Annotated in this window: 22 protein-coding genes; 13 read left to right on the top strand and 9 right to left on the bottom strand. The window is 62.0% G+C overall.

From position 1 onward, the window contains the following. Positions 1 to 55: 55 nt before the first annotated feature. Both ACM530_RS26145 and ACM530_RS26140 read left to right on the top strand, forming a co-directional pair. Complete coding sequence (locus tag ACM530_RS26145; protein WP_416363532.1) at positions 56 to 3,163, top strand: autotransporter outer membrane beta-barrel domain-containing protein; 3,108 nt, start codon at positions 56 to 58, stop codon at positions 3,161 to 3,163. A gap of 128 nt (positions 3,164 to 3,291) precedes the next feature. Next, entirely contained in the window at positions 3,292 to 4,722 is a 1,431-nt protein-coding gene (locus tag ACM530_RS26140) for a lipase (RefSeq protein WP_416363531.1), read from the top strand. Positions 4,723 to 4,738: 16 nt separating this feature from the next. Here the strand turns inward: ACM530_RS26140 and ACM530_RS26135 are convergent, their stop codons facing one another. Continuing rightward, a complete protein-coding gene (locus ACM530_RS26135) occupies positions 4,739 to 5,008 on the bottom strand; it encodes a hypothetical protein (protein WP_416363530.1) in 270 nt (89 codons plus the stop codon). Between the two features lie 190 nt (positions 5,009 to 5,198). Between ACM530_RS26135 and ACM530_RS26130 the strand changes: the two genes are divergently transcribed. Then, on the top strand, positions 5,199 to 5,363 hold the full coding sequence (locus ACM530_RS26130) for a hypothetical protein (RefSeq protein WP_164487936.1): 165 nt from the start codon (positions 5,199 to 5,201) through the stop codon (positions 5,361 to 5,363). Positions 5,364 to 5,403: 40 nt separating this feature from the next. Here ACM530_RS26130 and ACM530_RS26125 read toward each other — a convergent pair whose 3' ends face one another. Beyond that, entirely contained in the window at positions 5,404 to 5,628 is a 225-nt protein-coding gene (locus tag ACM530_RS26125) for a YgdI/YgdR family lipoprotein (RefSeq protein WP_145160571.1), read from the bottom strand. Between the two features lie 188 nt (positions 5,629 to 5,816). On the opposite strand from ACM530_RS26125, the gene ACM530_RS26120 reads away from it, so the two are divergent. Next, on the top strand, positions 5,817 to 7,463 hold the full coding sequence (locus ACM530_RS26120) for a VRR-NUC domain-containing protein (protein WP_416363529.1): 1,647 nt from the start codon (positions 5,817 to 5,819) through the stop codon (positions 7,461 to 7,463). Beyond that, complete coding sequence (locus ACM530_RS26115; RefSeq protein WP_416363528.1) at positions 7,460 to 9,724, top strand: ATP-dependent DNA helicase; 2,265 nt, start codon at positions 7,460 to 7,462, stop codon at positions 9,722 to 9,724. Before ACM530_RS26120 ends, ACM530_RS26115 begins: the two co-directional genes overlap by 4 nt. An 18-nt stretch (positions 9,725 to 9,742) precedes the next feature. On the opposite strand, the gene ACM530_RS26110 is transcribed toward ACM530_RS26115, so the two are convergent. Beyond that, positions 9,743 to 10,270 carry an SDR family NAD(P)-dependent oxidoreductase gene (locus tag ACM530_RS26110; protein ID WP_416363527.1) on the bottom strand — a complete coding sequence of 176 codons (528 nt, stop codon included), beginning with the start codon at positions 10,268 to 10,270 and terminating at the stop codon, positions 9,743 to 9,745. Positions 10,271 to 10,372: 102 nt separating this feature from the next. On the opposite strand from ACM530_RS26110, the gene ACM530_RS26105 reads away from it, so the two are divergent. After that, positions 10,373 to 11,332, top strand: coding sequence for an AraC family transcriptional regulator (locus ACM530_RS26105; protein ID WP_416363526.1), 960 nt, complete (start codon positions 10,373 to 10,375; stop codon positions 11,330 to 11,332). Beyond that, positions 11,313 to 12,254 carry an alpha/beta fold hydrolase gene (locus ACM530_RS26100; RefSeq protein WP_416363525.1) on the top strand — a complete coding sequence of 314 codons (942 nt, stop codon included), beginning with the start codon at positions 11,313 to 11,315 and terminating at the stop codon, positions 12,252 to 12,254. Before ACM530_RS26105 ends, ACM530_RS26100 begins: the two co-directional genes overlap by 20 nt. Here ACM530_RS26100 and ACM530_RS26095 read toward each other — a convergent pair. Next, the gene (locus tag ACM530_RS26095) at positions 12,217 to 13,683 is read right to left on the bottom strand and encodes a sensor histidine kinase (RefSeq protein WP_262209450.1); all 1,467 of its coding nucleotides are present in this window, start codon (positions 13,681 to 13,683) and stop codon (positions 12,217 to 12,219) included. The two genes, ACM530_RS26100 and ACM530_RS26095, sit on opposite strands and share 38 nt — an antisense overlap. Continuing rightward, positions 13,680 to 14,390 (bottom strand): response regulator transcription factor, encoded by a 711-nt coding sequence (locus ACM530_RS26090; RefSeq protein WP_145160585.1) that lies wholly within the window; start codon positions 14,388 to 14,390, stop codon positions 13,680 to 13,682. The genes ACM530_RS26095 and ACM530_RS26090 overlap by 4 nt, the downstream gene beginning before the upstream one ends. Before the next feature lie 317 nt (positions 14,391 to 14,707). Here ACM530_RS26090 and msrB point away from each other — a divergent pair, with 317 nt between their 5' ends. The 3 genes from msrB (at position 14,708) to msrA (ending at position 17,785) form a co-directional block, all read left to right on the top strand. Beyond that, positions 14,708 to 15,208 (top strand): peptide-methionine (R)-S-oxide reductase MsrB, encoded by a 501-nt coding sequence (msrB, locus tag ACM530_RS26085; RefSeq protein ID WP_416363524.1) that lies wholly within the window; start codon positions 14,708 to 14,710, stop codon positions 15,206 to 15,208. Positions 15,209 to 15,243: 35 nt separating this feature from the next. Next, positions 15,244 to 17,004 (top strand): cytochrome c biogenesis protein DipZ, encoded by a 1,761-nt coding sequence (locus ACM530_RS26080; protein WP_416363523.1) that lies wholly within the window; start codon positions 15,244 to 15,246, stop codon positions 17,002 to 17,004. Positions 17,005 to 17,089: 85 nt separating this feature from the next. Then, a complete protein-coding gene (msrA, locus tag ACM530_RS26075; RefSeq protein ID WP_416363522.1) occupies positions 17,090 to 17,785 on the top strand; it encodes a peptide-methionine (S)-S-oxide reductase MsrA in 696 nt (231 codons plus the stop codon). 107 nt (positions 17,786 to 17,892) lie between these two features. Here the strand turns inward: msrA and ACM530_RS26070 are convergent, their stop codons facing one another. From ACM530_RS26070 to ACM530_RS26060, 3 genes are all read right to left on the bottom strand, one after another. Then, on the bottom strand, positions 17,893 to 18,321 hold the full coding sequence (locus tag ACM530_RS26070) for a nuclear transport factor 2 family protein (protein ID WP_416363521.1): 429 nt from the start codon (positions 18,319 to 18,321) through the stop codon (positions 17,893 to 17,895). Positions 18,322 to 18,425: 104 nt separating this feature from the next. After that, positions 18,426 to 19,376, bottom strand: a complete 951-nt coding sequence (locus ACM530_RS26065) for an alpha-E domain-containing protein (RefSeq protein ID WP_145160593.1) — start codon at positions 19,374 to 19,376, stop codon at positions 18,426 to 18,428. A 2-nt stretch (positions 19,377 to 19,378) separates the two neighbouring features. Next, entirely contained in the window at positions 19,379 to 20,788 is a 1,410-nt protein-coding gene (locus ACM530_RS26060; protein WP_242196845.1) for a circularly permuted type 2 ATP-grasp protein, read from the bottom strand. Positions 20,789 to 21,239: 451 nt separating this feature from the next. Between ACM530_RS26060 and ACM530_RS26055 the strand changes: the two genes are divergently transcribed. The 3 genes from ACM530_RS26055 (at position 21,240) to ACM530_RS26045 (ending at position 22,237) form a co-directional block, all read left to right on the top strand. Continuing rightward, positions 21,240 to 21,785 (top strand): hypothetical protein, encoded by a 546-nt coding sequence (locus ACM530_RS26055; protein WP_145160597.1) that lies wholly within the window; start codon positions 21,240 to 21,242, stop codon positions 21,783 to 21,785. A gap of 93 nt (positions 21,786 to 21,878) precedes the next feature. Continuing rightward, entirely contained in the window at positions 21,879 to 22,091 is a 213-nt protein-coding gene (locus ACM530_RS26050; protein ID WP_145160599.1) for a hypothetical protein, read from the top strand. 11 nt (positions 22,092 to 22,102) lie between these two features. Next, positions 22,103 to 22,237, top strand: a complete 135-nt coding sequence (locus ACM530_RS26045) for a hypothetical protein (protein WP_256676416.1) — start codon at positions 22,103 to 22,105, stop codon at positions 22,235 to 22,237. On the opposite strand, the gene ACM530_RS26040 is transcribed toward ACM530_RS26045, so the two are convergent. Further along, positions 22,228 to 23,595 (bottom strand): cation:proton antiporter, encoded by a 1,368-nt coding sequence (locus ACM530_RS26040; RefSeq protein WP_145160601.1) that lies wholly within the window; start codon positions 23,593 to 23,595, stop codon positions 22,228 to 22,230. The genes ACM530_RS26045 and ACM530_RS26040 overlap by 10 nt on opposite strands. Between the last annotated feature and the right edge of the window lie 70 nt (positions 23,596 to 23,665).

Raw genomic sequence — 23,665 nt, 5'->3', positions numbered from 1 at the left:
CGCTGAAGAAAAAGTGATTCACATACCGGCAATAAGAAAACTAAGGAAGGTCACCGTGAACAAACGCAAGTCAGGGTTAATCACCGCCACTCACACCGGCTCGGGCTACCCGCTCAAGGCCTTGAGCTGCGTGCCATACGGCGCGTTGCTGTGCTGCCTGGCAAGCCTGGGAACCGCCCAGGCCGCACCCTATGTGGAAGCGGGCAAGCTGGGCGACGCGGCCAGTTGGCGCAGCAATGAATTCAAGGCCGACTGGGGCCTGGGCGCGGTGCATGCAGATGCTGCCTACGCCGCGGGCTACACCGGCAAGGGCGTCAAGCTGGGGATCTTCGACCAGCCGGTGTACGCGCAGCACCCGGAATTCGACAGCCCCGGCAAGGTGGTGACCATTGTCACCGAGGGCATTCGCCAATACACCGACCCCTACATTCCGGTGAAGGCGGGCGATGCGTTCCGTTATGACGGCACGCCGTCCAAGGACTCTAACGGCAAGCTGGGCAACCACGGCACCCACGTCGGCGGCATTGCCGCGGGTAACCGCGATGGTGGGCCGATGCATGGCGTGGCGTTCAATGCGCAGATCCTCAGCGCCGAAAACGGCGACCCGGGCCCGGAAGACGGGATCATCCTCGGCAACGACGGCGCGGTGTACAAGGCCGGTTGGGATGGGCTGGTCGCCAATGGCGCGCGCATCATCAACAACAGCTGGGGCATCGGCATCGGTGACCAGTACGCCAAGGGCGGCCGCGATCCGGCATTCCCCAACTTCACGGTCAATGAAGCGCAGGCGCAGTTCAACGTTATCCGGCCGATCCTCGGCACGCTGGCCGGCGGTGCTTATCAAGGCGCAATCGACGCGGCCCGCAGCGGCGTGCTGACCATCTTTGCCGCCGGTAACGACTACAACCGCAACAACCCGGATGCGATGTCGGGCCTGGCCTACTTCGTGCCGGACATTGCGCCAAACTGGCTGTCGGTGGCGGCCTTGCAGCAGAACCCGGACACCGCCAGCGCTGATCCTTATGTGATCAGTACGTTCTCGTCGCGCTGCGGGTATGCGGCAAGCTTTTGCGTATCGGCGCCGGGCACCAAGATCTTCAGCTCGATCATCAACGGCACCGACCTTTCAAACCTCACCACCGACTGGGCCAATAAAAATGGCACTTCCATGGCCGCGCCCCACGTGGCCGGCGCTGCGGCGGTGTTGATGGAGCGCTTCCCGTACATGAGCGGCGATCAGGTCTCCACCGTGCTGAAAACCACCGCCACCGACCTCGGCGCGCCGGGCATCGACGCGCTGTACGGCTGGGGCATGATCAACCTGGGCAAGGCGGTCAACGGCCCGGGGATGTTCATCACCGGCGAAGATATCCCGGCCGAGTTTCGCATTGACGGCGCGTACGGCAGCGGGCAGTTCGTGGCGGATTTGCCAGGGATCGGCGCCGTGGTGGATGCCGGCAAGCCGACTCAGCGCCTGTGCACCGACGTGCACTGCGGGCTGGACGTGTGGAGCAACAACATTTCCGGCCACGGCGGCCTGACCAAGCAGGGCATCGGCGCGCTGGTGCTGACCGGCAACAATACCTACAGCGGCCCGACCCTGGTCAATCAGGGCTTGCTGGCGATCAATGGCTCGGTCACCTCCGACGTCACCGTCAGCCAGAGCGGCGTGGTCGGTGGCTCGGGGCATATCGGCTCGCTGTCCGCCAAAAGCGGCGGCACCGTGGCGCCGGGTAATTCCATCGGGACGCTGAATGTGGCTGGCAATGTCACCTTCGACGCGGGCTCGACCTACGCGGTCGAGTTGTCGTCGACCAGCAGCGATCGCATCGTCGCCGGTGGCACGGCCACGCTCAATGGCGGCACCGTGACCCTGGCCCTGGAAAACAGCCCGACACTGCTGACAAACGCACAGGCCCAGAGCCTGATCGGTCGCCAGTACACCATCCTGCAAGCCGCGGGTGGGGTTACCGGTAGCTTCGGTGCAGTACTGCCCAACTACCTGTTTATCGGTGGCACGTTGAACTATGCCGCCAACGGCGTGCAGTTGGATGTGGCGCGTACCAACAGCTTTGCCAGTGTGGCCGTTACGCCCAACCAGCGTGCTGTCGCCGCGGCGGCAGACCAGTTGGGCGCCGGCAACGCGGTGTATGAAAGCCTGTTGCTGGCGCCGACTGCGGCCTCGGCGCAAGGCGCGTTCCAGCAACTGTCTGGCGAAATCTACCCGGCGTTGCAGAGCGCGCTGGTCAACGACAGCCGTTACGTGCGTGAAGCGGTGGGCGAGCGCCTGCGCAATGGCGAGATGGGCGCTACCAGCGAAACCCTCGACAGCCGTGGCAACGTGTGGGTCAAGGCCCTGGGCGCCTGGGGCAAGACCGACAGCCGCAGCGACACGGCGGGCTACACCACTTCGCTGGGCGGCATGCTCGTCGGCGTTGACGGTGCGTTGGACGAGGCGACCCGTATCGGTTTGGTCGCCGGTTACAGCGACACCTCGTTGAACATGGGCAACGACACCCACTCACGTGCCTCGGTCGACAGCTACCACTTTGGCGCCTATGCCGGGCATGAGATCGGTGCTTTGCGCCTGAGCGGGGGAGCGACCTACAGCTGGCATCGCGCCGATGTGAAGCGCGACCTGCAGTACGGCGATGTGGCCGGCAAGCAGAAAGTCAAAGTGGACGCGAGCAGCACGCAGGTGTTTGGCGAGGCGGCTTACCGCGTCAATCTGCAACCGTTGGCCCTGGAGCCGTTCGCCAACCTGGCTTACGTGCACCTGGACACCGATGGCTTTACCGAAAAAGGCGATGCCGCCGCGCTCAAAGGCCACGACGACCGCCGCGATGTGGTGTTGAGCACCTTGGGCATGCGTGCATTGAAGACCTTCAATGTGAACGATCACCAGCAACTGGAGGTGTCCGGCACCCTGGGCTGGCAGCACAACCTGAGCAGCACTGATTCCGAGCAGCACCTGGCGTTCGCGTCGGGCAGCCCGTCGTTCGCGGTGGAAAGCGCGCCGATGGTGCGCGATGCCGCGCTGGTGGGCGCGCGGGTGAGCCTGGCCTTGAGCAAAGAGGCGCGGGTGAACTTTGACTACAACGGCCTGCTGGCCAGCAAGGACAAAGTGCACGGGGTGGGCTTGAGCCTCGACTGGGCGTTCTAAAGGTTTCATCACCTTTGCATGCGGGCCAGGTGTCAGGTGGGAGCACGCCAGCTCCCACCTGACACCTGGCCCACCGCTGAAAAGTGTTTTCGCTTTCTCTACAAATCCAACAACAGAGAGGCACTACCATGGGTATCTTTGACTATAAAAACCTTGGCACCGAGGGTTCCAAAACGTTGTTCGCCGATGCCATGGCGATCACGTTGTATTCCTATCACAACCTGGATAACGGCTTTGCCGTGGGTTACCAGCACAACGGGTTAGGCTTGGGGCTACCGGCCACGCTGGTCGGCGCGCTGCTCGGCAGCACGGATTCCCAGGGCGTGATCCCAGGCATCCCGTGGAACCCGGATTCGGAAAAAGCCGCCCTTGAGGCGGTGCAGAAAGCCGGTTGGACACCGATCAGCGCCAGTGCCCTGGGCTACGCCGGCAAGGTCGATGCGCGTGGCACCTTCTTTGGGGAAAAAGCCGGCTACACCACGGCCCAGGTCGAGGTACTCGGCAAATACGATGACGCCGGCAAGCTGCTCGAAATCGGTATCGGTTTTCGTGGCACCTCGGGGCCACGGGAAACCCTGATCAGCGACTCGATCGGCGACTTGATCAGCGATCTGCTCGCGGCCCTGGGGCCCAAGGATTACGCGAAAAACTACGCCGGCGAAGCGTTCGGCGGCTTGCTCAAGAATGTTGCCGACTACGCCGGTGCCCATGGCCTGACCGGCAAGGACGTGGTGGTCAGCGGCCACAGCCTGGGCGGGCTGGCGGTCAACAGCATGGCGGACTTGAGCAACAACAAATGGGCGGGGTTCTACAAGGACGCCAACTATGTCGCCTATGCCTCGCCGACCCAGAGTGCCGGCGACAAGGTGCTCAATATCGGTTACGAAAACGACCCGGTGTTCCGCGCGCTGGACGGCTCGTCCTTCAACCTGTCGTCGCTGGGCGTGCACGACAAACCCCACGAGTCCACCACCGATAACATCGTCAGCTTCAACGACCACTACGCCTCGACGCTGTGGAATGTGATGCCGTTTTCCATCGTCAACCTGCCCACCTGGGTCTCGCATCTGCCGACGGCGTACGGCGATGGCATGACGCGCATCCTCGAGTCCGGCCTCTACGAGCAGATGACCCGTGACTCCACGGTGATTGTTGCCAACCTGTCCGACCCGGCGCGGGCCAACACTTGGGTGCAGGACCTCAACCGCAATGCCGAGCCGCACAAGGGCAACACGTTCATCATCGGCAGCGATGGCAACGACCTGATCCAGGGCGGCAAGGGGGCGGACTTTATCGAGGGTGGCAAAGGCAATGACACGATCCGTGACGACAGCGGGCACAACACCTTTCTGTTCAGCGGCCACTTTGGCAATGACCGGGTGATTGGCTACCAGCCCACCGACAAACTGGTGTTCAAGGACGTGGAGGGGAGCACCGACCTGCGTGACCACGCGAAGGTGGTCGGCGCCGATACGGTGCTCACGTTTGGTGCCGACTCGGTGACGCTGGTCGGCGTGGGGCATGGCGGGTTGTGGACGGATGGCGTAGTGATCGGCTGATTACTCACGCAACCGATCAGTGCCAGTGCTGCCCCCGCCAGCCACCGCCCCAATAGGGCCGGTGGGGGTAGCCATAGCCATAGCCGTAATAGTGATGTGGGTAGTAGTAAGGACGTGGCGCATAGCCCCAATGCCCGTAATAGAACGGTGGAGGTGGTTGCACCACGATCACCCGCGGTGGCTGGCGAATGATGATGGTGTCGGCAAACGCTGGCGCGCAGGCTAATGCCGCCAGGGTCAGGGGAATCAGCAAAAGAGCGCGTACCGTGCGGGACATGAGTGCCATGGCCGTCGTTCCTCCGTTGTGCCGTGTTTGAAAATAAAAGCGGCTTATCGGTTAAACGCCCAGGCGGGGAAAATCCTTCGGTAAATAAATCTTCATTGATCAGCGGCGCAGCCTTGCGACGGATTACGTGCGCCTCACGCGTTTAATCAGCACCTGCGAGATGTTTCGCGCGTCATATGAGGAGCTGAGCATGTCCCGACTTCGATTGCTGCTATGCGCCTTGGTATTGCTGGGATTGGGCGGGTGTGCGGTGTACCCGGCCTATCCGGGCCCATGCTGCTACCGGCCGTACTACCACTCGTACTATTACCATCCCTACTATCACCCGTATTACCACCCGTACTATCGGTACTGAACCTGCAACAAAAAGCCCCGCATCTGCGGGGCTTTTTTTATCAGTTTTCCTTGCGTACCGTCGCTACGTCATCGGCCTTGACGCGCACATGCTTGCCAGCGATGTCGGTGAACTCGTAGAAGCCGTCGGCGGTCTTGGTTTTAGGACTGTCCTTGGTCAAATACTGCGTACCATTTTGCAATGTCACCACGGTTTGCGTTGAGCAACCGGCCAATAGCAGAAAAGTGAGTGCAACCAGCGGCAGACCCAAATTCTTCATGTTCATAACCCTTACCTTTAACCCTGAAAAGTCCCGCAGCCTATGGGGGCGGGCCGTAAATGTTACGCCATCAACTGAGCTATCTGATCCTTTTTATTAGAAAAGTTGCGTGCGCCATTTATCTATTACCGATTGCAACAACGGGTTCGCGACGGCACTCTGTATGCATAACCAGTATTTGATCAGCGCTCGACATGGCCAACCCCCTCGAAAATCCCTTGTATTACCTGCATAACTTCCGCCAAGTCCTGCAGTGGCTGGTGCAGCGCTATGCGGATTTGCTTGATGCGGACGAACAGCATTTCATTCAGCAATTTGACAGGTTGCCGCAAGCGTCACAGGCGCTGTTGGTGCGCATGGTCATGCGCAAGGGCGTGCATTTTCGCGCAAGCAAGCTCAATTACCTTGAGATTGGTTGCACACGCTCGGCCGCCCTGGCGTTGATTGAGCAGGGTTGGGTCGATGATCAAGGCGCGCTGTGCGTTGAAGAGCTGTTCGCCGTGCTGCAAAAAGGCGAAGTCCTCGCTGCCTTCAAACCCTGGATTGATCAACCCAAAGCCAAGAAAACCGACTGGCTGGCATCACTGACGCAGCATTTTACGCAGCAGCGCAGCTTTGCCCAGTGGTGCCCGGACCTGAGCGATGCACTGTACAGCCTCACCGTGATGGACCTGTGCGACCGCTTGCGCCTGATGTTCTTTGGCAATCTGCACCAGGACTGGTCAGAGTTCGTGCTGGCCGACCTTGGCATCTACACCTACGAAAAAGTCGAGTTCTGCGCCGAGTCCCGCGGCCTGCGCACCCGTGACGACGTCGTCGGTTTTCTATTTCTGCATCAATGCCAGCAGGCCTTCGAAGCGGGGGAGGCACTGGACGGCGTACTCGCGCAAATCGCTACGCTGTGCACCGACAACCCGTGGCTGGAAAAGCGTCGCGCCAAGCTGTTGTTCCAGATCGGCCAGTACTGCGAACGCAGCGCCGAACTCGACCTGGCGCAACGCATTTACCGCCAATGCGCCTATCCCGGCGCCCGGTCACGCCTGATTCGCGTGCTGGAGCGCCAGGAGGATTACCCGCAAGCCATGGCCCTGGCGTGCGCCGCGCAACAGGCTCCGGAAAGCGCCGCCGAACAGCAACACCTGCTGCGCGTGCTGCCACGCCTGCGCCGCAAGCTGGGGGAGCCGGCGCTGCCCAAGGCCAAGCCGCGGCCCGTCACGCGTCTGGATCTGGCGTTGGAGGTGCCGCAGCCGCTGATGTCGGTGGAGTACTGCGTGCAGGCGCACCTCAGCGAGCCCGACGCGCCGGTGCATTACGTCGAGAATGGCCTGATCAACTCCCTGTTCGGTCTGTTGTGCTGGGAGGCGATTTTTGCACCATTACCCGGCTCGTTTTTCCACCCGTTCCAGCGCGGGCCGGTGGACTTGCACAGTGAAGATTTCCATCAGCGCCGCGCGCCGTTGTTTGCGGCGTGTTTCGAGCAGCTTGGCGATGAGCGTTACAAGGCCACCATCCGCCAGCGTTACGTCGACAAATGGGGCATCCAGTCGCCATTCGTGTTCTGGAACCTGCTCAGCGAAGACCTGCTGCAGCAAGCACTGGACTGCTTGCCCGCCGAACACCTGCGCTACTGGTTTGAACGCTTGCTGCTGGACATCCGCGCCAACCGCGCCGGCATGCCGGACCTGATCCAGTTCTGGCCCGCCCAGAAGACTTACCGCATGATCGAGGTCAAGGGCCCCGGCGACCGGCTGCAGGATAACCAGCTGCGCTGGCTGGAGTTCTGTGGCGAGTATCAGATGCCGGTGACTGTCTGCTATGTGCGCTGGGCGCAGTCGGCTTGAGCTACAGCGTCGCGGTGCGCGCGCTGTGTGAATTCACGGCCAAGGTCGGCGACCTCGACCTGCGCTTCACGCCGTCGCCCAGCGCCCAGGAAGGTATCGTCGGCCACCGCACCGTGGCGTCGCGGCGCAGCGCGCACTACCAGAACGAAGTCGCGCTGGAAGGCGAATACCAACAGCTCAAAGTACGGGGCAGGGCGGACGGCTACGACCCGGACAGCAATCGCCTGGAAGAAGTGAAAACCTATCGCGGCGACCTCGACGCCCAGCCCGCCAACCACCGTCAATTGCATTGGGCGCAGGTCAAGGTATACGGCTGGTTGATGTGCCAGAAGCTTGGCCTTGGTGAAATCGACCTGGCACTGGTGTACTTCGACATCGTCGGCGAGGGCGAAACCCTGCTCAACCAGCGCTTTGCAGCGGCCGACCTTGAACTGTTCTTCAACCAGCAGTGCGCGTTGTTCCTGGGCTGGGCCCAACAGGAAATGCAGCACCGCGACGCGCGCAACAGCGCCGCCCAGCGCCTGGCGTTCCCCCACGCTGACTTTCGCCCCGGCCAGCGCGCCCTGGCAGAATCGGTCTACAAAGCCGTCAGTACCGGCCGTTGCCTGATGGCGCAGGCGCCCACTGGCATCGGTAAAACCGTCGGCACGATCTTTCCGCTGCTCAAGGCCCTGGCGCCGCAGCAGCTGGACAAGGTGTTCTTCCTCACCGCCAAGACGCCGGGCCGCAAGCTGGCCCTGGACGCCGCCCAAGTCCTCTACGACAGCAGCCCCGATTTGCCGCTACGCGTGCTCGAACTGGTGGCGCGGGACAAGGCCTGCGAACACCTGGACAAAGCCTGCCATGGCGATTCCTGCCCCTTGGCCAAAGGCTTTTACGATCGCCTGCCGGCCGCGCGCACGGCCGCGTCCAGGGTGCGCCTGCTGGACCAGCGCAACCTGCGCGACGTGGCGCTGGCTCATGATGTTTGCCCGTATTACCTGAGCCAGGAAATGGCGCGCTGGACCGACCTGGTGGTGGCTGACTACAACTACTATTTCGACTTTGGCGCCATGCTGTTCGGCCTGGCCCAGTTGAACCAATGGCGCGCCGCCGTGCTGGTGGACGAAGCTCACAACCTGGTGGAGCGTGCGCGTTCGATGTACAGCGCCAGCCTTGACCAATACAGCCTCAAGACCCTGCGCGACAGCGCACCCGAGCCGCTGAAGAAACCCTTGCAACGCCTGAACCGCGAATGGAACGCCCTGCACAAGGACCAGCTCGCGCCATACCAGGCCTACTCCAGCAAACCCGAAAAACTGCTGCAGGCCCTGAGCCTCTGCACCAGCGCCATGGGCGACTACTTCAACGATCACCCCGAGGCCCTCAGCGGCGAGCTGCAGGCGTTTTATTTCGAAGCGCTGCAATTTGCCAAAGTCGCCGAACTGTTCAACGAACACTTCATCTTTGATATCAGCAAACGTCAGTTCGGTGGCAAGCGCAGTGCTTCAACCCTGTGCCTGCGCAATGTGGTGCCGGCCGAATTCATTCGGCCCAGGCTGACCGCCGCGCGCAGCAGCGTGCTGTTTTCCGCGACCCTGAGCCCACGCCACTATTACGCCGACCTGCTCGGCCTGCCGGCGGATACTGCGTGGATCGACGTGGAATCGCCGTTCAAGGCCGAGCAATTGCAGGTGCGTATCGTCGATGCGATTTCCACGCGGTTTGTGCACCGCCAAGCCTCGCTGGCACCGATCGTGGAGCTCATCGCCGGGCAATTCGCGCAACGGCCCGGCAACTACCTGGCGTTTTTCTCAAGCTTCGATTACCTGCAACAGGTGGCGCAGTTAATGGCCGAGCGTCACCCGCAGGTGGCGCTGTGGTTGCAGTCACGCGGCATGGCCGAGGCCGAACGGCAGGGTTTTCTCAACCAGTTTACCCAGCACAGCCAGGGCATCGGCTTTGCCGTGCTGGGCGGTGCGTTTGGCGAAGGCATTGATTTGCCCGGCGCACGCTTGATTGGCGCCTTCATCGCCACCTTGGGTTTGCCGCAACTGAACCCGATCAACGAACAGATGAAAGCGCGCATGGCGTCGATTTTCGGCTCCGGTTACGACTACACCTACCTGTACCCCGGCATTCAGAAAGTGGTGCAGGCGGCGGGACGCGTGATTCGCAGCCAGCAGGATGAGGGCGTGGTGATGTTGATTGACGACCGCTTTGGCGAAGCGCGCGTTCGCCAATTATTGCCGCGCTGGTGGGCGCCCGTCACTCAAGCGTGATGCCGCTCAGTTGTTCACTCAGCGCCCAGCGTTTTTCGGCTTGCTGCGGATCGATGCCCAGGCGTGAATGCCGCTGCGCGGGGTGTGATCTTCGGTGGGTGTGGCGACTTCACAGTCCTCGCAATACAGGCCGCCCATTCCTTCAAGTTGCGGGCTGACGCCACACCACACCAGCGTGGCGGCGCCTTGTGCGGGGCTTTTGTAATGGCTGGCCGCGCGCACAGTGCCGTGTTCATCCAGCGCGCCGACGAACGCCAAGTCCTTTTTGTCCAGATGCCGAACCAGGTCAGTAAGGATTTCGCCGGGGTGCACCGATTCAACGCCTTGTATGCCGTGCAGATTGCGCTGCGCCTTTTGCGCGTCACGCGCAGTGACGATCACCCGTGCTCCGGCAATTGCAAGTGCGCGAGTGGCCTCCAGACCAATTCCGGAGTAACAGCCGGTGACGATGGCGGTCATTCCGCGCAGGTCTTTAGCGGCCAACGCTTGCAGCGCGGTGGTACTGGCACCAAAACCACTGTTGAGGGGGGCTTGTTTGTGCGTCATAGCCGTTCTCCATTTGGGGTAGGGCTATGTTCTTCTTCGGCGGTCGGACGCGGAGTGCCCTAAAGTCTGTGTTTCTATCGCGATCGTCCGGAGATTTTTCTTGTGGATACTCTCTCCGAGGTATTGGCCCTCTTGAAAAGCCACCGCACGTTGTTCGCGGGCTTAAGGGCCGGCGGCACGTGGGCGGTGAATTTTCCGGCGCCGCAGGGCATCAAGTTCAATGCCGTGGTGGAGGGCAACTGTTGGCTGGAAGTGGAGGGCGAGCCGGTGCCCATCGCCTTGAGCGAGGGCGATTGTTTTTTACTGACACACAACCGTCCGTGGAGATTGTCCAGCAACCTTGCACGGGAGGGCGTTGACGCGCGCGACGTTTACCGCGAGGCGGTGGACGGCATCGCCCGCGTGGGCGACGCGCAGGATTTGTTTCTGATTGGTGGGCTGTTCACCTACGGCGATGATGCGCGTTTGTTGCTCGATGGGTTGCCGCCGGTGGTGCGTATCAGCGCCAGGTCCGAACAGGCCGGCGTGTTGCGCTGGTGCCTGGAGCGGCTGGCCCTGGAATATGCCGGGCCAAGACTCGGCGCGGCATTGATGACCGAGCATTTGGCGCAAATGATGCTGGTGCAAATCCTGCGCCTCTATCAATCTTCCCTGGGTGCCAGCACTCAAGGCTGGTTGGCGGCATTGACCGACCCTCGGCTGGCACCGGTACTTGCGCAAGTGCACGCCGAACCGGCGCGGCGTTGGACCTTGAGCGACATGGCCGGCATTGCCAATCAGTCCCGTTCGACGTTTGCCTTGCGCTTCAAACAGCAGGTCGGAATGGCCCCTCAGGAGTACCTGACCCGCTGGCGCATGCACTTGGCGATAAAGGCCTTGAACACCTCCGGCAGCAGTGTGTCCAGCATCGGCCAGGCGTTGGGGTACCAGTCGGACAGCGCCTTCAGCAGCGTATTCAAACGTCAGATGAAGTGCACCCCACGCGAATACCGCGAGCGCTCCCTTCATAACCTTCACACCATCGATCACAAGGAAGCCAGTGATGAGCGATATCCAGCATGACAAGGTTCAGGTCAACGGTATTGAGTTGAGCGTCCACATCGCCGGTCCCGAGCACGGCCAGCCGATCTGGCTGCTGCACGGGTTTCCGGAGTGCTGGCACTCCTGGCGCGAGCAGATTCGCGCGCTGGCCGGCGCCGGGTATCGGGTGTTCGCGCCCGACATGCGCGGCTACGGCGAATCGAGTTCGCCTGCCGAGGTCGCCGATTACGAGTTACTGACCTTGTGCGCCGATATTCAGCAGGCCATGGACCATTTCGGCCATCAACAGGTGGTGATGGTCGGCCACGACTGGGGCGCCGTGGTGGCCTGGCATCTGGCGTTACTGGAGCCTGCGCGGGTCGCCCGCTTGATCACGATGTCCGTGCCGTTTGCAGGACGTGCGCGGCGCCCGGTGATCGAGATCATGCGCGAGCTGTACGCCGAGCGCTTCAACTACATCCTGTATTTCCAGGCACCGGGCGTAGCCGAGCGGGAACTGGATGCCGACATCGAACGCACGTTGCGGCTGTTCATGCAGGATCAGGACGTGTTCCTGCAGAAAAAGCCAGCCAACGCCACCCTGTTCGACGGCGTCTCGGCCCCCGGCGCATTGCCGACGTGGTGTACCCAAGCGGACTTGGACGTTTACGTGCAAACCTTCAGCAAGTGCGGTTTTCGCGGCCCGCTGAACTGGTATCGCAACTTTGAGCGCAACTGGCAGCGCACCGAGTTCCTTGCCGGCCAGCCCGTGCTGCAACCCACATTATTCCTGATTGGCGACCGTGATCCGGTCGGCGTGTTTGAAGCCCACACCCTCAAGCGCATGCCCGACGCAGTGCCCAACCTGCACCAGCAGGTGTTGGCCAACTGCGGTCACTGGATCCAGAACGAACAGGCCGAGCGGGTCAACGCGCTGATGCTCGCGTTTCTAGCGAGAACCTGAAGGTCGCCCCATGGCCTGGGCGCTCCACCAGTTGGATGCTGCGCCCGTGCAATTGCAGGATACGGTGCACGATGCGCAGGCCCAGGCCGCCATCGCGCCTTGCGCCGCCGATGGTGAACGCGCGCAGGAACAGGCCTTCGCGCAGCTGCGCGTCAATGCCCGGGCCGCTGTCGCTGACGGTCACCGCCACACAAGTAGCCTCGGGTGCCAGGATCACTTCGACTTCGCCGTTTACCGGTGTATGCCGCAAGGCGTTGTCGAGCAAGTTGGTCAGCACACGTTCGATCAGGCCCAGGTCGGCCAGCACCGTTGGCACCTGTGGCGGCAGCGTGGCGGTGAGGGTAATGGAGCGGGCTTCGGCGGTGAGTGCGAATTTCTGGAAGATGTCTTGCACCAGGTCCGGCAGGGAAAAGCCTTCGATCACCGGCTGCACAAAACCATGTTCCAGGCGCACCAGCTCCAGCAGTGACTGGGCCAACCCGCCCACCTTGCGGCTTTGGTCGAGGGCGATGCCCAGGTAGCGGCGGCGCTCGTCGGGGCTGAGGCTGGCGTCCTTGAGGGACAGGGTTTCCAGATAGCCGTGCAGCGACGCCAACGGCGTGCGCAGGTCATGGGAGATGTTCGCGACCATTTCCCGGCGTTCCTGGTCCTGATGGGTGATGGCGCGCCATTGTTCGCCCAGGCGGTTTTCCATTTGCACGAAGGCATGGTCGAGCACGGCGATTTCATCGCCGCTGTCGAGTTCGGGGGTGTTGATTTGCGCAGGTTTAGGGGCGCCGTTGATGTCGAACCGGCCTACCTTGTCGGTGAGTTGGCGCAGCGGTCGGGTGATCCAGGCGAAGGCGATCAAGCCGGCCAACAGGCAGAGCAGGGCGACCAGGCCGATGGACCACAAGGCAATCTTCAACGCCATGCCGGTCGCGTCTTTGGCGTCGTACACATCATGGGCCTCGCCCAGCAGCACCACGTACAGAAAGCCGGTTTGCTGGCCGTTGGCCTTGAGCGGCGCCGCGCTGAATACCTTGCGCCCATCGACGCTGCGCGGGTCATCGCCGAGGATCGGCAGCATCGCGCCGCTGAGGAATCGGCGCACCGGTGCGAGGTCGACCTTGTCGCGCAGCAAATGCCCGCTGGGCGCGGCATTCCCGACCACACGCCCGTCATTATCGAGCAAGTACACCTCGACACTCGGGTTGACCAGCATCAACTGGCTGAACAGGTTGCGCACCGCCTCGGGCTTGAGGCCGTCGGCGTCCATCAGTTGAGTGTCGCGGGCAATATGCGCCGCCAGGTCGCGCGACAGGCCTTGCACCACTTCCAGTTCATGCATGCGGTTGGAGCGCACCTGCAGCCATGCCGAGGTGCCGCTGCAAATCACCAGCAGCACGGCGAACACCACCGACAGGCGCTGGGTCAGGGTCAGTTTCATGACGCGCTCTCGGCAAACTTGTAGCCCCGGCCCCACACCGTGAGGATGAGCACCGGGTTGGCCGGGTCGGCTTCGACTTTGGCACGCAGGCGGTTGATGTGCGTGTTCACGGTGTGTTCATAGCCTTCGTGGCTGTAGCCCCACACCGCGTTGAGCAAGTCCATGCGCGAAAACACCTTGCCCGGCTGTCGGGCGAAGAAATACAGCAGGTCGAACTCGCGCGGCGTGAGGTCCAGGCGCTGGCCTTGCAGGGTCGCATCGCGGGTCAGCGGGTTGATGAACAGCTGGCCGAGGTCGAGGCTGCCGGCGTCCATCTTCAAGTTGCGCGCCATTGCATCCACGCGGCGCAGTAGCGCCTTGACCCGTGCGACCAGCTCGGGCATCGAAAACGGCTTGGCCAGGTAGTCGTCGGCGCCCAGCTCCAGCCCAAGGATGCGGTGCAACTCGCTGGAGCGCGCGCTGGTGATGATGATCGGGGTGTAGCGCGTCATGGCGCGGGCGCGCCGGCAGATTTCCAGGCCGTCGACGCCGGGCAGCATCAAGTCGAGGATCAACGCATCCCAGCCGCCCTGTTCGAGCAGGCGCAAACCTTCGTTGCCATCGGCGCTGTGCACCACCTCAAACTGCTCGTCGCGCAGGTGCAGGCAAATCAAGTCGGCGATATGGGCGTCGTCCTCGACCACCAGGACACGTTTGGGCTGATCCATGCTGAAAACCTTCGCTTGTAGTTCGCGCATTGTGCGGGTTTTGCAACAGTGTAGTTATCACGAATTGTTTAACTCTGCGTGAGGATTTCGCGACCGCCCATGGCCCAGGATCACCTCAATGCAAAGGCGCCGGTTACGACAAGACAGGCTGTTGTGGCGAGCCAGATCCCCGTGGCGAGCGGGCTTGCCCCGCGTCGGCCTGCGCAGCGGCCCCAAAAAAACCGGGAGCGCTACGCACTCCAACGCGGGGCAAGCCCGCTCGCCACACCAACCCTGCAGCCACACGATCAGCGCCAGCCATCAATGAGGAAAATCCCATGTATTCACGCCGACAAATACTCCTCGCCACCGGCGGCCTGGGTGTCGCCGTCCTGGCCGGCGGCCTGCTCAAACAGCTCAACCTGGTCACCGACGCCGAAGCCGCCGAAACCTTCGAGGTCAACCACACCGAGGCTAAGTGGCGCAGCCTGCTCAGCGCCGAGCAATTCGACATTCTGCGCGAGGAGGGCACCGAACGGCCTTACACCAGCCCGCTCAACGACGAACACCGCACGGGCACTTTCGCCTGCGCCGGCTGCGCGCTGCCGCTGTTCTCCTCGGCCACCAAATTCGATAGCCACACCGGTTGGCCAAGCTTCTGGCAGCCACTGGACAACGCGGTCGCCAGCCACGTCGACACCTCCTTCGGCGTGGTGCGCAAGGAAATTCACTGCCGCCGCTGTGGTGGCCACCAAGGGCACGTCTTCGACGATGGCCCTGCACCCACCGGCCTACGCTATTGCATGAATGGCGCGGCCATGACGTTCACGGCGGCTTAAGCCGATGCTTATCAATACTTATAAGGGACGAACCCATGTGGCTTCTGGTTCTCGCGTATCTGGGCGGCGTGCTGACCATTGTCAGCCCGTGCATCCTGCCTGTTCTGCCTTTTGTCTTCGCTCGCACCGGGCAGCCGTTTATGCGCAGTGGCTTGCCGCTGTTAGCGGGGATGGCGGTGACGTTCGCCCTGGTGGCCTCGCTGGCGGCAGTGGGCGGCGGCTGGGTGGTGCAAGTCAATCAATACGGGCGCTGGCTCGCGTTGCTGTGCGTTGCCCTGTTCGGACTCACGCTGTTGCTGCCGCAACTGTCGGAACGCCTGACGCGGCCACTGGTAGCCGCCGGCAGTCGCCTGTCCGAAGCCGCTGGGGCCGACGCCAAACCGCGTCCGGGCGCCTCGTTCCTGATCGGCGTGGCCACCGGTTTGCTCTGGGCACCCTGCGCCGGGCCCATCCTCGGATTGGTACTGACCGGCGCGGCGCTGCAGGGCGCCAGCATCGGCACTACCTTGCTGTTGCTGGCCTACGCCGCCGGTGCTGCGACGTCACTGGCGCTGGCGCTGCTGGTCGGCGGTAAAGTCTTTGGCTTGATGAAAAAGTCGCTCGGCGCCGGCGAATGGTTGCGCCGCGGCCTGGGAGCGCTGATGTTGGCCGGCGTGGCCGCCATCGCGCTGGGCCTGGACACCGGGGTGCTGTCGCGCTTGTCGACGGCCTCCACCGGCGGCCTGGAACAACGCCTGGTGGACACGCTCAGCGCCAAGCCCGAACAGAAAAGCGGCGCGATGATGGCTGGCGGAGCCATGATGGCGGCGGCCAACCACAGCTATTCGCTGCCCATCGAAGGCGCGTTGCCGGCGCTGGACGGCGCGGTGCAATGGCTCAACAGCCCGCCACTGAGCGCCGAAGCGCTCAAAGGCAAAGTGGTGCTGGTGGATTTCTGGACTTACTCCTGCATCAACTGCCTGCGCAGCTTGCCCTACGTCAAAGCCTGGGCCGCGAAATACCACGACCAGGGCCTGGTGGTGATTGGCGTGCACGCCCCGGAATTCGCCTTTGAACGCGACGTGAGCAACGTCACCAAGGCCATGACGGATCTGGGCATCACCTACCCGGTGGCGATCGACAACAACTATAAAATCTGGCGCGCCTTCAACAACCAGTACTGGCCGGCGCACTATTTTGCCGATGCCAAGGGCCAGATTCGCTATCACCACTTTGGCGAAGGCGATTACGCCGAGTCCGAACGCGTCATTCAGCAACTGCTGCGTGAGGCTGGCGCGACCAACGTCGCCGGTGGCTTGATCGAAGCCGACGCCAAGGGCGTGGAGCAAGCGCCGGACATGAACGAGGTGCAATCGCCGGAAACCTACCTGGGCTTCCAGCGGGCGGAAAACTTCGTGACCACCGGCACCTTGGGCACCGACACAGTGGTGAATTACCCGGCAGCCGGCACCCTGGCGCTGAACAACTGGACCCTGGAAGGCCCATGGAATGTCGGCGGTCAGCAAGCCACCCTCGACCAGGCTGGCGGGCGCATCGTCTACTGCTTCCATGCCCGTGACCTGCACCTGGTGCTGGGCCCGGGTGCCGATGGCAAGCCGGTGCGTTTCAAGGTGACGATTGACGGCCAAGCGCCGGGCGAGGCCCACGGCACGGATGTGGCACCGGACGGCAGCGGCACGGTGACCGAGCAACGCCTGTATCAACTAGTACGCCAGCCCGGCGCCGTTCAGGACCGCACCTTCAGCATCGAATTTCTCGACCCGCACGTGGCGGCATATGCCTTCACCTTCGGCTGACCCATCAATCTTCAAGTGAAACCCCAATCAATGTGGGAGCAGGCAAGCCAGCTCCCACACTCGACCGCGCTCTGGAGTGAGTTTTATGAGGCTTCTCAAAATTTTACCCGCACTGGCCTTCGCCACCTTCGTCGGCCAAAGCTCGGCCTTTTCTTTCGGCGCAGCCGATGACGCGGTGATGATCGCGCCGCCCGCGCTCGACCTGCCGGCCGAGTCCGGCAACCTGCAAACCGCGGTGTTCGCCGGTGGCTGTTTCTGGGGCGTCCAAGGGGTGTTCCAGCATGTACAAGGCGTGAAAAATGCCGTGTCCGGCTATGACGGCGGCGCCGCCAACACGGCGCAATACGAGTCGGTCAGCGAGGGCGACACCGGCCACGCCGAGTCGGTGTCGGTGACCTACGATCCGAGCAAGGTCAGCTACGGCAAGCTGCTGCAGATCTACTTCTCGGTGGCCCACAACCCCACCGAACTCAACCGCCAGGGCCCGGACAGTGGCACCCAGTACCGCTCGGAGATTTTCGCGCAGAATGCCGAGCAGCAAAAAGTCGCCCAGGCCTACATCGCACAGCTCGACGCCGCCAAGGCCTTCGACAAGCCGATCGTGACCAAAGTGGAGATGGGCAAGGCGTTTTACCCGGCCGAGTCCTATCATCAGGACTTCCTCACCGAGAACCCGTCGTACCCCTACATCGTGATCAACGACCTGCCGAAAGTGGCGCAGCTGAAAAAGCTGTTCCCGGACCAATACCGCGCAGAACCCGTACTGGTAAAAAACCAATAACCAACACAAAACCCATGTGGGAGCGGGCTTGCCCGCGATGGCGTCCGCTCAGTCACCACCCATGCAACTGAACCACCGCTATCGCGGGCAAGCCCGCTCCCACAGTTTTAACCTTTGGTTTTTGCCAGATAAGGCGCCAACCGCCGCCCCATTTCCTCACCCAACGCCTGCAACCCGCTCAGCGGCCGCACCATCACTTCAAACTCAACGATTTGCCCCAACTCATTAAAACGAATCAGGTCAATCCCCTTGAGTTGCTTGTCGCCCACCCGCGCGCTGAACTCCAGCACCACACTGAGCCCGTCGGCCGTGGCCAGTTCACGGTGGTATTTAAAGTCTTCAAACACCGTGATTACGGTGTTGAGAATCATCGACACCACAGACGCGCCAGGGTAGGGCGTGTGGGCCATGGGTGAGCGGAAGACGGCATCAGGCGCCAGCAGCTCGGGTAGCGATTGCAGATCGCGCCCGGCCAGCATCGCGTGCCAGCGTTGCAACGTCTGAGCGGCGGCGGGGGTCAGTGTCAGTTCGGACATGCGCGGTACCTGTTCTTGGGATGGGAAGGCCTTTCACCTGCCCAACATAAGAGCGGCACCTGAGCAGGGTCAATCACCCGAACTGACAGTTAAGTGACTGCAACTCACACCACTTCCAGGTACGAGCTATGAATCGCCCGTGCCAGCTCGCGCACCGTGTCGATAAAGTCCGTCAGGCGGCTGTGCAAGCCGTCCTCCAGAATCTCGTCGATCCCGGTATAGCGCAGGCGCGCCTCGAATTCGGCCGCCAGGCGCTGCGCTGTGCGCCCATAACTGCCGGGCAAGTCGGCGAGGATATGGCTCAACTCCTCGATACACGCATGCAGCGAACGCGGCACATCACTGCGCAGCAGCAGCAACTCCGACACCGAGCGCGCATTCAACGCGTTCGGGTACAGCTCGGTGTAGGCCTCAAACGACGACAACGCCCGCAGCAGGGCGCTCCACTGGTAGTAGCCGCGCGCCGACAAGTCGCTGACTTCTTCCGACTCCTCGCCAAACATTTCATAGCGCGCGTCCAGCAGCCGCAAGGTGTTGTCCGCGCGCTCGACGAAGGTGCCCAGGCGAATAAATCGGTACGCGTCATTGCGCATGATGGTGCCGGACGTCGCGCCGCGGAACAGGTGCGAACGCTGCTTGACCCAGTCGCAGAAGTGGCTGATGCCGTGCCGCGCCAGGCCTCCGGCGGCGATGCTGCGCATTTCCAGCCAGGTGGCGTTGAGGTTTTCCCACATGTCGGCGGTAATGCGCCCGCGTACCGCGTGGGCGTTGCCCCGGGCGGCACGCAGGCAGTTGTAGATGCTCGCGGGGTTTTCTTCGTCGAGGGCGAAAAAGTGCAGCATGAGCGTCGCGTCCAGTTGTTTGTGACGCTCCAGGTAACTTTCCAGGGTGCCACTGCTGAGCAACGCCATCGCCAGTTCGTCCAGCCCATCGCTGCGCCCGGCCTGGGGCATCAGCGACAGCGAGTAACTGACTTCGAGCATGCGCGCCAGGTTCTCGGCACGCTCCAGGTAACGCGACATCCAGTACAGATCTGCGGCGGTTCTACTCAACATACTCAGCCCTCCACCACCCAGGTGTCCTTGGTTCCGCCGCCTTGCGACGAGTTGACGATCAACGAGCCTTCCTTCAATGCCACGCGGGTCAGGCCGCCGGGCACCAGGCGGGTTTCCTTGCCCGAGAGCACGAACGGGCGCAGGTCGATATGCCGCGGCGCAATGCCGTTTTCGACGAAGGTGGGGCAGGTGGACAGGCTCAGGGTCGGTTGGGCGATGTAGGCGTGGGGACGTGCCTTGATGCGTTGGCGGAAATCCTCGATTTCGGCGGCGGTGGAGGCCGGGCCGACCAGCATGCCGTAGCCGCCCGAGCCCTGGGTTTCCTTGACCACCAGTTCCGGCAAGTGGGCGAGCACGTGGGACAGTTCATCCGGCTTGCGGCACTGGAAGGTTGGCACGTTTTGCAGGATCGGCTCTTCATCCAGATAAAAGCGGATCATCTCCGGCACGTACGGGTAAACCGACTTGTCATCGGCCACGCCGGTGCCAATCGCATTGGCCAGCACCACATTGCCGGCGCAATAGGCGGCGACCAGCCCCGGCACGCCGAGCATCGAATCGGGGTTGAAGGCCTTGGGGTCGAGGAAGGCGTCGTCGATACGCCGGTAAATCACATCCACCGGCTTGGGCCCGTCGGTGGTGCGCATGAACACCTTGAGGTCGTGCACGAACAGGTCGGCGCCTTCGACCAGTTCTACGCCCATTTCTCGGGCGAGGAAGGCGTGTTCGAAAAAGGCGCTGTTGAAGCGCCCAGGCGTCAATACCACCACGTTGGGGTTGTCGAGGCGGCTGGAGCTTTTCAGGGTCTTGAGCAGCAGGTTGGGGTAGTGATCCACCGGCGCGATGCGCTGCTTGGCGAACACTTCCGGGAACAGGCGCATCATCATCTTGCGGTCTTCGAGCATGTAGCTCACGCCGCTGGGGGTGCGCAGGTTGTCTTCGAGCACGTAATAGGTGCCGTCGCCGTCGCGCACCAGGTCAACCCCGGAAATATGCGAATAGATGTCGCGGTGCAGGTCCAGCCCGACCATCGCCTTCTGATAACCCTCGTTGCCCAGCACCTGCTCGGCGGGAATGATCCCGGCTTTGATGATGCGTTGGTCGTGATAGATGTCGGCCAGGAACATGTTCAGCGCATTGACCCGCTGGATACAGCCGCGTTCGATCACGCTCCATTCAGTGGCGGGGATGCTGCGCGGAATGATGTCGAAGGGGATCAGGCGCTCGGTGTCCTGCTCGTCGCCGTAGAGGGTGAAGGTGATGCCGGCGCGGTGGAACAGCAAATCGGCTTCGCGGCGCCTTTGCGCCAGCAGTTCCGGCGGCGTGTTGGCCAGCCAGCGGGAGAAATCCTGATAATGCGCACGGCACACGCCCTGTGCGTCATTCATTTCATCAAAGAAAGATCGAGCCATTCCAGTACCTTGTCAGTGCCCAGGGATGCTTGGGTGGCACTGCCGCTTTAAAAAACGCATTTTTTTATGAGCCCGTGGCTGATCGTGCCAACAGGCCTGGTCCTTACTTTCTTATGGGGTCGGCTCTGGGTCGGGGGGTAACGAATGCTCCTGAATCCGGGCAGATGAATGGATAAAGCAATGCGTGTGCCGGAACTGGGCCTTGTGTCGATTTAATCCTGCGACGAGCCGGCTGATGGTGACAGCGGAGCGCATTGTGGCGAGCGGGCTTGCCCCGCGTCGGGCTGCGTAGCGGCCCCAGAAAAACGCAGCAGCGCCTCACACTCCAACACGGGGCAAGCCCGCTCACTACAAGGGTGCAGGGCGTGTTCCATAATGGTGCATGAACAAACTTGAACTTCACTGCTCCCCGATTCTTCTAACGAGACTCGCAACCTTGTGGAGCACCGTCGTGCCCAGAATCATCTCCCCGAACACTCCCGAAGCAGCGCTGGACGATCACAGTGAACACAACGCCAAGATTTTTGGTTCGCCCAAGGACCGCCTTGACTTCTATCGCCGCGAAATCCAGTACGAAACCTCCATCCTGGCCAACCGCACCGACGCCTACCTGACGGCGCAATCGTTCCTGGTTATCGCCTTTGTCTCCGGCATGGGCAACCTGAACCCGGAATGGGGCAAGTTTTTCACCTTGATCGTGCCGGTGTTCCTGGCCTCCCTGGGGGTGCTCAGTTCCCTGAATGCCTGGCCGGGGATCCGCGCCGCGTACGAAATCATCGACCACTGGCACTACAAACAAAGTGAATTGCTGCGCAGCGAGCCGGTAATGGGCTTGGCCTATGACGATTCGCCGCTGTTTTGCGAAACCGAGTCGTCGCACAAGGGCTATCGCAAGTCGCTGCTGTTCTCCATGCGCGCGCCGTGGCTGTTCATGGTGTTCTGGCTATTGCTGGGCGTCTACGCGTTCTACATCCAGATCGACAACCCTGTGTCTTGAGCACGCTGGTTAAATCGTCGGAACTTCATCGTCCTGCGCGGGACCTTACCTTTACGCAGGATGTGTTTTCCGAAACTGCGAAGAGGTGACCCCATGAACACAAGCAATGATCCGCAAGTCAGCAACCGCAACGACCCGGCCATCGATGGTGGAGAGCCGGCCCCCGGCACTGCCGCCGACGCGCCGAAAGACCCAAAACCTGCCAGCGACCCAAAAGCCAAGGAAAACGACTACAGCCCCGACTTCAAGCCTGAGCCCGAAGCCAAGCCTGAGACGGATGCCGATATCGATACCCAAGGCGGTTAGAGGAGACGGTCATGTCAGATCCAGACGACGAAGAACTCAATGACCCGGGCAACGAAGACCCGGGTTCATTGATGGATGATGCAGAAGTGCCGCTGAACGACCTGGATGACGCGGCCGATGTCGGTCATACCGAAAATCAGGACTGAGCTGCAATTTTTTGAGCTTTCACCTTGGCACGTCGTTCATACCAGACCAGCATCGGCTGGGTACTCAGGCCATGAACGACGATGCTCAAGGCGATCACCGACACCGTAAGGTTCACCGCCACCGCACTGCTGGTGCCGATCAAGCCGTGGTTGAGCGCATAAAACAGGTAGTAGATGCTGCCGATCCCGCGGATACCGAACCAGCCCATCAAACCGCGCTGCCGATAGTCGATCAGGCTGCCCCAAGGCACCGCCAGCACACTCGCCGGCCGGATCACGCAAAACAACAGCGCCGCCACCGGCAGCGCGCGCCAGTCCCAATGACTGACCAGAATGATCCCCAGCAGCGTCACCAGGAAAACCTCCATCGAGCGCTCCACCAGGCTGCCGAATGACAACATGTCGCCCATCATCACACCGGCGGCGATCTGCGTGTCTTGCAGTTCACTGACATCACCTTGGAGCGCGCGCGCAGGTTCGACTTCCAGATGGCCCACCACCGGCAATGCCAAGTGCTCGGAGGGCGTCTGCGAATTGCCCGTGGACCTGAACTCTGCCTGGCGCAAGCCGAGCCCGGCGGCGAACACCGACAAAAAGCCGTAGCCGCCCACGGCCTCGGCTGCCACGTAGGCCAGGGCAATCAACGCCAGCGTCAGGTAATCGTTGGGTGACAAGGTGCTGTCTTCGTTGGTGATGCGCATCCACAAGGTCACGCGGCCAATGCCGCGGCCCATCCAGTAGCCGATCAGCAACCCGGCCGGTACGGCCCACAGCAGGTTTTTCAGCGCCCAACCGCCCAGCCAGTCACCGTCAAAGCCGCCGTGCTGCATGAATAACAGTGCAAAGATCACAAACGGAAACGCGGTGCCATCGTTCAGGCCGGCCTCGCCCGACAGACCAAAACGCAGCGCGTCATAGTCCTGCGCATTGTTGACCTGAACCAGGCCGGCCAGTACCGGGTCGGTCGGCGCAAGAATAGCGCCGACCAACAGCGAAACGCCCCAGGAAAGGTCGAACAGGTAATGCAGCGCGAGGCCGCTGCCCAAGATAGTCAGCAACATCACCGGGCCGGCCATGCCAAACGCAATGCGCCAGGTGCGATGCCGCAAGGGCAGGCGCAGCTTCAAGCCGCTGACGAACAGCGAAAACAGCACCGCCACTTCGGTTAAGTGCTCCATCCAGCGTGCGGAGGCCTTGATGTCCATCTGCAGCAGGTCCATGCCCAGCGGGCCGATGGCGATGCCCAGCAACAGGCAGACTGCCGAGGTTGTCACCGGCATCCAGCGCAGGTAGGAGGAGGTGAGGGCGAGGGTCAGCAATACCGCGCCGAGTACGGCCAACCAAAGAATAAAAGTCATCGAACGTGCACCGTGGCCGTGGTTTGTAGCCGTTGGAGGACCACGACCCGGTACTGGTTCAAAGTTGTTG

The sequence above is a fragment of the Pseudomonas sp. NFX183 genome, assembly GCF_047943075.1.
In the GTDB taxonomy this organism is placed as follows: domain Bacteria; phylum Pseudomonadota; class Gammaproteobacteria; order Pseudomonadales; family Pseudomonadaceae; genus Aquipseudomonas.
This window is presented reverse-complemented; position numbering and strand designations above follow the sequence as displayed.